The following is a 12,070-nucleotide window of genomic DNA, read 5'->3' as shown; positions in this document are numbered from 1 at the left end:
CCTGAAGTTCCGAAGGTGTCATGGTGAGCCCTGCTCCATCATCCGCATGCGCAACGACCTGTCGGCCCTGGGGTTGGCCAGGGCCAGCCCCAGGTGCACCAGGCGCGTCAGGCTGCCTTCTTGTCCACTGCCGCAACGAATTCGGCGACGGTTCCACACTTCTTCGGCGTGCCACCGAAGCGGCGGAAATGGTCGGCCTGGTCGGCGATGCGCGCCCAGCCCTTCTTGGCGTTCGTCAGTGCGATGACGAGGTTGAACCAGTTCCCGCCCTTGATCGACACGTTGCCATCCGTGCTCAGCACCTTGCGGACGTTAGCCAGGTCAGAGGCGATGGCGCGCCAGGCCTTGCCGAGCGTCTCCACCTTCGGTGCGACCTTCTCGATCTGGTCAGCCACGCCGTCGACGCCCTTCTTCGCCGTGGTGTAGTAGGCGCTGAAACGCTCGTGCAGGCCGATCTTGCCGGTGTAGGCCTGGATGTCGTCGAGCTTCCCCTGGATCTTGGCCCGCGTGAGTGCAAGGTCGATGCCGACGCCGATATCGACGCCGAGGAAGATCAGCGGTCCGATGAACGGAATGTAGATGTAGATCGGCGACGTGCCGAGGACGATGATCTCGTCCTTCTCCTTTTTCTGGAGGCTCTTCAGGTCCTCCTGGAGGGAGGCGAGCATGGTGCGGAGCTTCGTGGTCTCTGCCCCCTCCTTACCGAAGGCGGTTTCGAACCGCGTGTGCGCCGCCTTGAACGCCGCCTTCGAGGTGTTGAGGCGCGCGAGGATGCCATCCGGCGCAAGGATGGCCTTCTGCAGCGCGTCCGCCTTCTCCGCACGCTCCGTCGCTTCCTTGATCAGGCCGTCGAGTGCGGATTGGAAGCGCTGCTTGATCTGGTCCGACCGACCCTGCGTCGTGCCGCTGGCCCAGGTCTCGGCCAGCTTCAGCCACTTCTGGTCGGCCGTCGTGACGGCCGACACACCATCGAAATCGAAGCGGTCGACGAGGTCGACCAGCCGCTCGTAGGTCGAGGACGCTGCATCGTTGTACTGGACGATGTCGTCGGCCAGCAGGAGCATCTTGTCCTGAACGTCCGCCTTGAACTTCTCGCCGCAGCCCTTGAGGTCAAGGTAGAGGCCGACGGCTTCGCCGAACTCGGGCCTGAACTCGTCCTTGGCGTCCATCCCGAGCGTCTTGCGCATGAGCGCTTCCGTCGACGGATTGGCGCTGACGGCAGTGTCGAAGAAGGTCGTCATCTCGATCCAGTCGTCGGTGCTGAGGATCGAAATGCCGTCGTAGAGGTTCTTCTTGGGATCGAAGGGGGTGGGATCGTCCGCCATGACGGTTCCTCCTGTTGCTTTGGGGTCGGCGAACCCGGGATAGGCCGCGCAGGTCGCGGCGAACGCCTCGGGCGAGAGGTAGTCGGCCAGTTCGGAAGGGCCGTGGATTTCGAGTTCGATCCCCGCGCCGTCGTAGTAGAGCGAGAACCACTCCGTGGTCGCATCCTCGCCCGACTTGCGGAGCTTCGCCTTGTCGGCGTCATCGAGGTCGAAGTTGAAGGTGCTGTAGCCGAGGTCGGGGATCTGGATCGTGCGCTGCGCGTACTTTCCGTACACGGCCTTGTCCGCCGCCTCCCATGCCGGGGCGCTGTCGACGCCGTTCTGCAGCTTGGTCAGCTTCGCCTTGACGTCAGCCCAGACCTTGGCGAGGCCGCTCGTCGTGTCCTGCTGCGCACCCTCCCAGAGGATGCGGCGGATCTCCTCCGTGCTGTCGACCTTGAACCCGAGCGTCGCCAGGTTCTGGTCGAACACGCCGCGGAGGATCTTGCGGTGGCCTGGGGCGCGGTAGGCCTCGGCGTCGAAGATCCACATCGGGAAGTTCTCGAGGAGACCGCCGTCGATGTACTCCTTGCCCTGGTACTTCACGCTCCTGAAGAACCAGGGCAGCGAGGCGGAGATGCGCACAGCGAGGGCGATCGGCATGTCAGGCGTATCGACGGCGCTGAACACCTCGATGCACTGGTCGGTGAAGTTCGTGCCGGTGAACGCGAGATGGCGGATGTGAAGTTCCGGCGCGAGGACTGCGAGGCGCGCAAGCTCGGCGAAGGTGATCGCGCCTTTCTTCTGCTGCAGGGCGTTCCAGAAGCTCACCGCATCGGCGCCGCGCCCGGCAAGGACCGGTCCGGCCTCGGCCACGCGCCGCGCGACCATTGCCTGGATCCAGGCAAGAAGCTTCTCGCCGCGATACAGCCCGCGGCCGCGCGTCCCCGACGTGCCGAACAGGTTCTTCAGGGCCTCGATCGCCTTGGCCGGCAGCGTCAGGTGGTCGCCGTCACCAAGATCAGTGAGGTCACCGATGCTCTGCTTCTCGACGATCCCGCGCACCTCGGCCGAAGTGAAGCCGAGGCCGACGGCAAGCGCCGTCATCGCCCCGGCGGAGGCACCGCCGACGTTGCGTACCCGTTCCGTCATGCCCCTTTGCTCGAGCACCTGCACGGCGCCGAGATAGACGAGCCCCTTCGGGCCGCCGCCTTCAAACACGAGGTTCTCGATCGGCGCCTGCGGCAGGATCGCGCCGAGCGCGCCCGCCGGCTTGCGATAGACAACCGGCACAGCCATGGAACGCTCCGCCCCGAACTTCTTTGTTGTTCTCGCGAACCGCACGGCTTACGCAGTCCATGCATGCGCTTGCATGCAATCGCTGGCAAATTGTTTTTCTAGGTTTTCAACGAATGGTTGATGTGCGTCGCGCGCACGGGTGCGGGCCGGGGCTCATCGCGAGCCCCTGCTTTCGATCGGGCTGGAAGTGGTTCGGCCGAGCTCGCTGCCGCGGGCGACGATCGAGCGCTGGACCCTACACCACGCGCCCTGTCCGCGCTGACCATTCCCGCCGCAGTTCGACGCATTCCGTCGTGCGGATGCCGCTCACGAGCGCGACGTCCTGCCCTGTCGTGATCATGAACGTGTCGAACGCATAGGCGCCCATGTCGGTTCGCTTCAGGTCGGCGTGGCGTGCACCAAGAACAACCTGCTTGACGCCGGCACAAGTGATCGCCCAGGCACACATCGGGCACGGCTCCATCGTGCTGTACAGCACGGCTCCTTCGAGGGTCGCCGAACCGGTGCGCCGGCATGCGTCCTGGATCGCGACGATCTCGGCATGGAGGATGGGATTGCGTTTCGTCGTCACCTCGTTCGTGCCGCGGCCGATCTCGATCCCGTCACGTACGACAATCGAGGCGACCGGTGTGTTGCCGCTGCCCTCCACCGCGCGCGCGAGGGAAAGCGCCATGTCCATCCAGTTCCCATGATCCTTGGCCATCGTTCAGCTCCTCATGTGTCGGCACGTCGCAGCAATCAGCAGGATGTTGCGGGCTGAGCAATAGGTATGCCATCGGTTCGACCGCTCCGGTGCCCGCCCTTTGGACGACGGACGGCACGCTGCGGACTCGTTCTACAATCATAACAGGCACGGGTCGCACAGGGATTGGGCAGACCACGCCCACGCGATATCCACACGGCGGCGCTGCATCAGACGGTGCCTCGTTCCCGCCGGCGATCGGTTGGGTTAAGCAAGTGAACGATGCGCGGCAGGCGGCGTCGCGGGGACATGGGCGGTGGCGGCGGCGAGCGGCGCATGCCCGACACACAGGCCAACCCGACGAGGCCCCCGCAGCGCCAGGCCGGTGCGCATGACGCGAGCGATTGCATCGCTCGGAGAGGAGATGATCCGTGACGCTGGAGACCATCGAAGCCTGGCATCGATCGCCGTCCCGCAATGATTTCACCGAGCGTTTCGGGCCGCTCCAGCGCCGATGGTCCGGTGACCGGTGGATCTATGCGATGCGCGTCGACGACGGACACCGCAACGAGGCAGGCCTGATGCATGGTGGCGCGATGACGGCGCTGATCGACGAGGTGATCGGGACATTCGTTTCGGAAACGGTCGGCCGGCCCCATGTCACGGTGCAGCTCTCGACGACCTTCCTGGAACCGGTGCATGTCGGGGATCTCGTCGAGCCGCGCGGCGAGATCGTCAAGGTCACCCGCTCGATGAGCTTCGTCGAGGCGCGGCTTCACGTCGGCGACAGCGTCGTCGCGACCGCGAGCCTGATCTTCAAGGCCGCGCGGGGCGCGGCAGCGGCCGGCGACACGCCGGAGGCGTGACGCCGCGATCAGTCGTCGAGGAGCGCGAAGACAGCGCCATCGGCAGGCTTGACCGAGACCTCCGCACCGTCGGCATGCCGCTCCTCGGAGAAGGATTCGAGGGTGATGGCGGTGCCGGCCACGTCGATCATGTGGATGGTGCTCGTTCCCTGGAACACGCTGCGGATCACGCGCCCGAACGGGGCCTCGCCCTGCGGGTCGGGCGATGAGGTCATCAGCGTCGGACGCAGCGCGACGGTGCAGCGCTCTCCGACGCTGCGTCCGCCGCGCCAGCCGCGCGTCCGCAGGGGGCCGAGCACGGTGTCGACCACGATCCCATCCGGCTGGATCGCGCGCACGGTTCCTTCGAGCAGGTTGGGAATGCCCATGAAATCCGCCGCGAACCGCGTCCGCGGCCGCTTGTAGACGTCCTCCGGCGTGCCGACCTGCTCGATCCTGCCCGCACGCATGACCACGACCCTGTCGCCCAGCGTCATCGCCTCGAGCTGGTCATGGGTGACATAGATCGAGGTGAATGGCCGGCGTTGCCGCAGCCCGAGCAGTTCGATGCGCATGCGCTCGCGCAGGCGCGCGTCGAGATTGGAGAGCGGCTCGTCGAACAGGATGGCGCGCGGATTGCCGACGACGGCACGGCCAAGCGAAACCCGCTGCTGCTGGCCACCGGAGAGCTCGTGCACATAGCGCCCGCCCATGCCGCCAAGGCCGACCCAGTCGAGCATCGCCTCGACCCGAGAGCGGATCTCGGCTTTCGGCATCCCGGCAGCCGAGAGCGGGTAGCCGACATTGTCCGCGACACTGAGATGCGGCCACAGCGCATAGCTCTGGAACACCATGCCGAGGCGACGCTTCTCGGGAGGATCAAAGGTGCCGGAGGCTGCATCGAAGGCCGTGCTCGCCCCGATGGTGATGCGCCCGCTGTCGGGAGTGATCAACCCTGCGATCGATCGCAGCACGGTCGTCTTGCCGCAGCCGCTTGGGCCGAGCAGCACCGTGCACTGCCCGGCGGGGAACTCGAGCGTGAAGTCGTCGAGCGCGCGCAGCGTCGCGTCCTGGCCGTACGCCTTGCTCAGCCCTTCGACCGAAACGCTGCTCGTGTCACTCGCGCGCGCATCGGCTGCGTCCATCCGTTGCCAATCAGCCATCCGGTCGATCCATCTCCATCAGTCAGCCGTGAACTTCGCGAACCGCCCGAACAGCACCACCGGGACGAGCCCGAGCACGAGGAGCAGCAACGAGTAGACGGCCAGCTCGGGGTAGAAGCCGCTGCCCCAGATATCCATCAGGCCGACGGAGAGGATGATCGTGCTCGGATTGTAGAGCAGGATCACGAGCGAGACCTCCCTGAGGATCACCACATAGATCAGCAGCCAGCAGCCGATGAGGGCAGGACGCATCAGTGGCATGTTGATGCGCCGGAGGGTTCCGAGGAGCGAACGGCCGGAGATGCGCGAGGCGTCCTCGAGGTCGTTATGGATGCGGTGCAGCGCGCTGCCGATGAACTGGAGCGCTACCGGAATATGCGCGGTGACGTAGGCGAGCAACAGGATCCACACCGTTCCATAGATGCCACCGGGAACGAGGATCCACAGGCTGAGGATGCCGACGCCGAGCGCGATGCCCGGGACGCCCAGCGGAATGACCATCGCGTACTCGACGAGACCCGCGAACCGCCCGCGCATCCGGATGATGTACCAGGCGAGGACGACCGCAAGCAGGACGCAGAGCGTCGCGCCGAGCACTGCCAGCAGCAGGCTGTTCTGCGCCGATGGCCAGACCTTCGGGTACTCGAACAGCACGTACCTGAAGTTGCGGAGGGTCATGTTCTCCGGTGTCATGGCATACGGTGCCCAGAAGCGCATGAACGCCATCATGCTGACCGACAGCACCGGCAGCAGCGACGAGCACAGGGCGAACAGGAACGCGAGCGCGGCCAGCGGATAGCGCAGCCTGCCGAGCGGAAACGTGGTGAGGCCCGCTCCCTTGCCGCCGAGCAGCGTGTAGCGGCCGCCGCGCTGCAGCGCGCGGCGCTGGAAGAAGATGCAGATGAGGCCGATCACGACGAGCAGCATCGACTGCGCTGCGGCGAGGCCGGGGCGAGGGGGGAAGGTGCTCGAATTCTGCCAGATCAGGCTCGGCAGCAAGTAGATGCGCGCCTTGAGGCCGACCGTGGACGGGATCACGAAGTCGCCCGCGCTCATGATCACGACGAGCAGGAGTGCGGCGAGCAGGGCCGGGCGTTGCAGGGGCAGGATGACGGTTCGCAACAGCCGAAGGCGGCTTGCGCCGGAGACGCGTGCGGCCTCCTCCATCGCGGGGTCGCAGTTCCTGAATCCGGCCGCGACGAGAAGGTAGACATAGGGCGACAGGAACAGCCCCGTCATCCAGATCAGGCCGAACATGGTGTTGATGTTGAAGGCGACCGTGCGCCCACCCATCAGCCAGGATGCGGCGATGTTGATGAGGCCCGCATTTGGGTCGGCGAGTGCCACCCAGCCGACGACCAGGATGAAGGGCGGCACCAGGATCGGCAGGATCGCCAGGAGGCCGAGCATCCTTGCGCCCGGAATGTCGGTGCGCGTCGAGAGGAACGACATTCCGACGCCGAGCGCCATCGCCAGCACCGACGAACCGGCGGCGTAGATGGCGGTGTTGACCAGCGCCTCCCGGCTGCGGCTTGAATCGAACAGGGCGCGCAGCCATTCGAGCGTCAGCGCGCTGCCGATGTCCTCTGTGGAGATGCTCCGCAGGAATACGAGAACGGCCGGATAGGTGACCATGATCGCCACCGCGGCGGCGATCATGGCGAACACCGCATGGTCCCAGCTCAGCGAGGCGCGGGCGGCTCGCGCCCCCGCACCCGCCGGCCGAGCCATGCTCATCTGACGTGCCTCTCCCACTCGGCGAGGAGCCTGGGCGTGTCGGCGATGAGCTGCTTGTAGTCAGGCTGGGCGAAGGTATGGACCTTGCTCATCTCGGCGAGGTTGCCGGCCTTCGGCGCAGAAGCACCCGGGTGCGTCGGGATCGTTGCGCCAGCGACATTGATGATGGTCTGGCCCTCGGCCGAGCAGGCGAAGTCGCAGAACAACCGCGCGGCATTGGGGCGCGGCGCCTTGGCAAAGACCGAGATGTTGCCGCCGAACAGCACCGTGTTCTTCGGGATCATGCCAGCCATGGGGGCGCCGGTTTCGGCCATCTGGATGACACCGAAGGAGTTGGTGAGGCCAAGGTCAATCTCGCCCGACACGATCGCCTGCGACATCGCGTTCGTGCTCGCGTAGAGCTTGGGCTGGTTGGCCCCGAAGCGCTGCAGGAAGGTCGGGCCGTAGAGATTGCCGACCATCACCAGCCAGGCCAGCGTTGTCGCCGTGACGCGCGGGTCGAGCGAGCCGAACCGCCCCTTCCACTTGGGATCGAGCAGGTCCACCCAATCCTTCGGCGCGTTCGCGGCCGCCACCACACGGGTGTTCCAGCCGATCTGCGCCACGTACATGCGGATCAGCGTCGCGTCAGGCGACTTGTACTCGGCCGGGATGGCGGCGCGCTCGGGCGAGTCGTAGGCCGCGAGGAAGGGGCGGACCAGGCTGAGCCCCGGCTCCTCGATGATGAGCGCGTCGGCCTGCGGGCGGCCGGCACCTTCCTCGGTCTGCACGCGCGTCGTGATATCGGCCGAGCCGGCGCGGTAGACCGTGACGGTGATGCCGTACTTCCGCCGGAACGCCTCGGCGATCGCATTGGACGGGCCGGTCGAGGCGGAGGTGTAGAGGCTTACCGTGCCTTCCCGCCGCGCGGCCGCAATCACTGCCGGGTCGCTCGCCGCGATGCTCGGCGAGGCCCGCAGGAACGGCGCTGCGCCCGCAACGGCCGCGCCCATCAGGAGCGACCTGCGGTGCAGGGAGCTTCCAGCGTGTTCTGTTGTCATCGGTGTCGTCCTTTCCCGGTTGTTTGAAGCCAGTCTGTTGTCATCGAGACTGCCGCGGCGCCCCCGACGCCGTCATTGACCCTTGAACGGGCCTGGTTTTCGCTTCTCCGCGAACGCGCGTGCGCTTTCCTTGAAATCCTCGGTCAGGTGCAGCTTCAGCGGATTGGTCTGCAGATAGGCCTCGCGCTCGGCCTGCTCCATGTACCAGCGCCGCGTCCGCACGGTGGCCCGGACGCTGAGCGGCGGGTTCGCCGCGATCGCCCGCGCCATGTCATAGGCGTGAGCGAGATGTTGCCCCGGCGGTGCGACGCGATCGACCACCCCGGCTGCCTGGGCCTCCTCCGCCGTGAAGAAGCGGCCGGTGATCGTCACCTCCGTCGCGAAGGACCTGAGGCCGCGATAGCCCAGCAGCGCCCAATGACGTGAACCGGAGAGGCCGCGGACAGTCTCGGCGACCTGGAATTTCGTGCCGGCCTCGGCGACGATGATGTCGCTTTCGAGGACCATGGCGAGCCCCAGCCCGACCGCGAAGCCGTGCGGCGCGGTAATGACAGGCTTCCAGTTGATGGCGCGGGTGAAGAGATCGGCGCTGTGCGCACCCCACCCCTGCGGCCCGCCATGCTTCTTCATCTCCGCCTCGGGACGGAGCTGGCGCTGGTGGACATCGGCACCGCTGCAGAAGGCCCGTCCCTCGCCGCGCATCACCGCGACATCGGCCTCGGGATCGATATCGAACGCGTGCAGCACTTCGGCCAAGCGCATCACCATCGCATCGTCGAAGGCGTTCAGCTTCTCCGGCCGGTTGAGGCTGATGGTCGCGATCCGGTCGCGGCACTCGTATCGGATGACGTCGGTTCGTGCGTCGTCAGGTCGGGCGGCGTCAGGCACGGTACCTCCACGGAGATGGTGAGCCAGTCCCAACCTCTCGTCGACGATCCCATCGACGAGCGAGCATTCCGATGCGCGACTGCGGCTGATTGGCGAGCGGTTTATGCAGCCGCGAGTATCGGTATGAGATACTTAAGCTTGAATGGTGCCGAAACGACAGCCGGATGTCAAACGGGATGCGCCCGGTGCGGAACGAAAAACAGCCGTTAGCCGCCCTGCCGCAATCGCGCGCGAAGGTCCGACATGGCAACGTAGGCCGCATCGAACGCCGTCATCGGGAATCCCGCGGCGATGTCCGGGCTGATGCCACGCAACGCTGCCTCGACCCGACCGGTATAGCGCACCATCCCATCCGACCCGACCACGATGCCGTTCTCCCCTTCGAACCTCCTGTTCCAGGAGACGGCCTCGTCCTCCGTCACGCCGTCCGGAAGATCGAGCGCGATCCGCCCGCCTTCCATCCGCACGGGGTAGCCGCCACTGAGGCCGTTCGGGCCCGGCACGTGCCCGCGCCACGCCCTGCCTGCCGCAATCGCCAGGAACAGCGGCACGCCGGATGCACCGGAAACGTCGATGACCGGCTCAGGGGAGAGCTTTACGGTGGCGAAACGGTCGAACACGTTCGCCACCTCTACTCCATCGATCCAGAGTCGCAGCGGCGCGATGCCGGCGCGTTGGGCGGATGGGCGCCGGAAAGCTGAGAGAGCGGCATGCTGGGCCAGAAGGTGGAGGCGGCCGTGGCCCGGGCCGAGCACGCCGGCGAAGGCGTGGGCGAGGATGGCAACGTTGCCGATCCCGCACGCGATGGGCAGCCCCGCTGCGGCCAGCATCGGGTTGACGACATCGGGGTAGCAGCAGTTCACGAAGGCGGCGTCAGGCGCGACCCGGGCAATGGCCGCGGCGATGTCGTACGAGATGCGGGTCTGCAGCAGCGCCGTGCAGCCGAGCCCGACCTCCCGGACCAGCATGGCCCAGCCATCGGGGCGGTCCGTCATCACGCGCCCACCCTGGACCGAGGCCGTATTCGCGACGACGGAGGGGCGCAGGGCGGCGATCAGCGCGCCGACAGCGTCGACCGACAGATCCTCCAGGGGATGATCGGTCACGCGCGCGCCGGTACCGAACATCGCGGCGCGGGCGTTCGCTGCGGTCCTCAGCCAGGCGAGGCGATCGCGGTTCCGCCCCACAATCGCGACCGACACCTGCTCCGACGCCGTTGCGGCGAGGTCGAGCAGGATGCGAGCGGCGAAACTGCCCGTGCCGAAGATGACGATATCAGCTTTTGCCGCCATCCCGTTCCCCACCCACCAGCCCATCTGGGCGACATGCAGTCATGGCAGGCACTGATACCGCAATGTAATAGAAGAGTTGACATGGAAATTGGCGTGGGCATCCTGAAATGGAGCCACGACGCGCCGCGCTTGACCGGCGCAGGCGCACCGAAGGGTGACACAGCTGAGCACCACGTTCGAATGGCTGGGCTTGGCCCGCGAGCGTTACCGTCGAATCGAGACCGAGCCGCTTCCAGACAGCGTCATCGCGCTGCTGGAGGCCGCTGCCGCGGCCACACCCGATGCCCTGGCCCTCTCCTTCATCGAAGGCGGCGAGCAGTTCTCGTATGCACGGTTGCTCGACACAGTGCGACGCCTCGCCAACGGGTTGACGGGGGCAGGGGTTGGCCGTGGCAGCCATGTCGGCGTCATGCTGCCCAATGTCGCGGAAATGCCGGTGACCTGGCTGGCCCTTGCCGCGATCGGCGCGGTGATGGTGCCGGTCAACACCCGCTACACCCCGCATGAGCTGCACTACGTGCTGTCGGACAGTGGTGCCGCGCATCTCGTGATCCACGGCGATTTCGTTCCGCTCCTCGACGAGATGGCGGCGCCCAGGCCCGCGCTCGCCGCCACCATCGTGGTCGGCGCCCGCACGCCGCCGGGCATGGCGTGCTGGCAGGACCTCGTCGATCGATCGAGGCCGGAATTTCACCCCGCCGTCCCGCCCGGGCTCGATGACCTCCTCAACATTCAATACACGTCTGGAACGACAGGCTGGCCGAAGGGCTGCCTCCTCACCCAGCGCTACTGGCTGACCTGCGCCAAGGCCTACGCCGCCAGCGACGGCATCCGCTATCGCCGCATCATGTCGTCGAACCCATTCTTCTACATGACGCCGCAATGGCTGATGCTGATGGCCTTCTTCCAGGGTGCGGCACTGCATGTCGCGCCCTATCTGAGCCTGACGCGCTTCTGTGGCTGGCTGCGGCAGTACGAGATCGAGTTCTGCTGGTTCCCGATGGATGCGATGACGCAGGTGCCGCCGCGGCCCGACGATGCGTCGCTGCACCTGGTGCGCGGCAATCTCGCGATCCATCGGAGCGAGCTTCACGCCGAGCTCGAACGACGTTTCCGTTTTCCTGCGCGCGCCGCCTTCGGGATGACCGAGATCGGCGTCGGCCTGATCATGCCGATCGAGGCGGCTGAGATGGTCGGTTCCGGCTCATGCGGCATCGCTGGGCCGTTCCGGGAGGTTCGCATCGCCGCGCCGGACGGCAGGACCCTGCCGGCAGGGGCGAGTGGCGAGTTGCTCATCCGCGGCCCTGGCATGCTCATCGGCTACCACAACAAGCCGGAGGCGACCGCCGCCGCGTTCCACGGCGACTGGTTCCGCACCGGCGACCTTGCCACCCAGGATGCCGATGGCTTCGTCACCATCCAGGGCCGCATCAAGGAGATGATCCGCCGCGCCGGCGAGAACATCTCGGCGACGGAGGTCGAGGCGGCGCTGCTCGCCATCCCAGGGATCGCCGAGGCGGCGGCGCTGCCGGTGCCCGACGCCCTGCGTGGCGAGGAGGTGAAGGCCTATATCGTGCTCGGTGACGGCCGCAGCGTCGCGGATCTGCCCCCCGAACAGATCATCGCCCAGTGCAGCCGGCGCCTCGCTCCCTTCAAGGTGCCGCGCCTCATCGAGTACTGCACCGAGCCGCTGCCGCGCTCGACCAGCGGCAAGGTCCGCAAGCCGGACCTCGTCGCCGGCAAGGATGACCTGCGCGCAGGCAGCTGGGATCGCGTCGCCGGCGGCTGGGTCTAGAGCAATATCCGCTGGGTCGATCGTG

Annotated in this window: 9 protein-coding genes; 2 read left to right on the top strand and 7 right to left on the bottom strand. The window is 66.7% G+C overall.

Annotation, left to right across the window (positions count from 1 at the left end):
- Positions 1-107 precede the first annotated feature (107 nt).
- Together Q0C38_RS09290 and Q0C38_RS09285 are read right to left on the bottom strand one after the other, a co-directional pair.
- Entirely contained in the window at positions 108-2,603 is a 2,496-nt protein-coding gene (locus Q0C38_RS09290) for an alpha-xenorhabdolysin family binary toxin subunit A (protein WP_291296803.1), read from the bottom strand.
- A 235-nt stretch (positions 2,604-2,838) separates the two neighbouring features.
- On the bottom strand, positions 2,839-3,306 hold the full coding sequence (locus Q0C38_RS09285; RefSeq protein WP_291296802.1) for a nucleoside deaminase: 468 nt from the start codon (positions 3,304-3,306) through the stop codon (positions 2,839-2,841).
- Between the two features lie 410 nt (positions 3,307-3,716).
- On the opposite strand from Q0C38_RS09285, the gene Q0C38_RS09280 reads away from it, so the two are divergent.
- Positions 3,717-4,151, top strand: a complete 435-nt coding sequence (locus Q0C38_RS09280) for a PaaI family thioesterase (RefSeq protein ID WP_291296801.1) — start codon at positions 3,717-3,719, stop codon at positions 4,149-4,151.
- 8 nt (positions 4,152-4,159) lie between these two features.
- Here Q0C38_RS09280 and Q0C38_RS09275 read toward each other — a convergent pair whose 3' ends face one another.
- The 5 genes from Q0C38_RS09275 to Q0C38_RS09255 all read right to left on the bottom strand — a co-directional run bounded on the left by Q0C38_RS09275 (position 4,160) and on the right by Q0C38_RS09255 (position 10,250).
- The gene (locus Q0C38_RS09275) at positions 4,160-5,293 is read right to left on the bottom strand and encodes an ABC transporter ATP-binding protein (RefSeq protein WP_291296800.1); all 1,134 of its coding nucleotides are present in this window, start codon (positions 5,291-5,293) and stop codon (positions 4,160-4,162) included.
- Positions 5,294-5,311: 18 nt separating this feature from the next.
- Positions 5,312-7,030, bottom strand: coding sequence for an iron ABC transporter permease (locus tag Q0C38_RS09270; RefSeq protein ID WP_291296799.1), 1,719 nt, complete (start codon positions 7,028-7,030; stop codon positions 5,312-5,314).
- The gene (locus tag Q0C38_RS09265) at positions 7,027-8,070 is read right to left on the bottom strand and encodes an extracellular solute-binding protein (protein ID WP_291296798.1); all 1,044 of its coding nucleotides are present in this window, start codon (positions 8,068-8,070) and stop codon (positions 7,027-7,029) included. Before Q0C38_RS09265 ends, Q0C38_RS09270 begins: the two co-directional genes overlap by 4 nt.
- Positions 8,071-8,142: 72 nt before the next feature.
- The gene (locus tag Q0C38_RS09260) at positions 8,143-8,958 is read right to left on the bottom strand and encodes an enoyl-CoA hydratase/isomerase family protein (RefSeq protein WP_291296797.1); all 816 of its coding nucleotides are present in this window, start codon (positions 8,956-8,958) and stop codon (positions 8,143-8,145) included.
- 206 nt (positions 8,959-9,164) lie between these two features.
- Positions 9,165-10,250 (bottom strand): hypothetical protein, encoded by a 1,086-nt coding sequence (locus Q0C38_RS09255; RefSeq protein ID WP_291296796.1) that lies wholly within the window; start codon positions 10,248-10,250, stop codon positions 9,165-9,167.
- A gap of 154 nt (positions 10,251-10,404) precedes the next feature.
- Here Q0C38_RS09255 and Q0C38_RS09250 point away from each other — a divergent pair, with 154 nt between their 5' ends.
- Positions 10,405-12,045, top strand: coding sequence for a class I adenylate-forming enzyme family protein (locus Q0C38_RS09250; RefSeq protein WP_291296795.1), 1,641 nt, complete (start codon positions 10,405-10,407; stop codon positions 12,043-12,045).
- Positions 12,046-12,070: the final 25 nt, after the last annotated feature.

It is taken from the genome of Elioraea sp. (assembly GCF_022842375.1).
Classification (GTDB): domain Bacteria; phylum Pseudomonadota; class Alphaproteobacteria; order Acetobacterales; family Acetobacteraceae; genus Elioraea_A.
This window is presented reverse-complemented; position numbering and strand designations above follow the sequence as displayed.

Bases quoted from the DNA above. Each gene is read 5' to 3' on its own strand.
- Q0C38_RS09285 (WP_291296802.1), bottom strand. From the start codon at position 3,306: ATGGCCAAGGATCATGGGAACTGGATGGACATGGCGCTTTCCCTCGCG.
- Q0C38_RS09275 (WP_291296800.1), bottom strand. From the start codon at position 5,293: ATGGCTGATTGGCAACGGATGGACGCAGCCGATGCGCGCGCGAGTGAC.
- Q0C38_RS09265 (WP_291296798.1), bottom strand. From the start codon at position 8,070: ATGACAACAGAACACGCTGGAAGCTCCCTGCACCGCAGGTCGCTCCTG.
- Q0C38_RS09270 (WP_291296799.1), bottom strand. From the start codon at position 7,030: ATGAGCATGGCTCGGCCGGCGGGTGCGGGGGCGCGAGCCGCCCGCGCC.
- Q0C38_RS09255 (WP_291296796.1), bottom strand. From the start codon at position 10,250: ATGGCGGCAAAAGCTGATATCGTCATCTTCGGCACGGGCAGTTTCGCC.
- Q0C38_RS09290 (WP_291296803.1), bottom strand. From the start codon at position 2,603: ATGGCTGTGCCGGTTGTCTATCGCAAGCCGGCGGGCGCGCTCGGCGCG.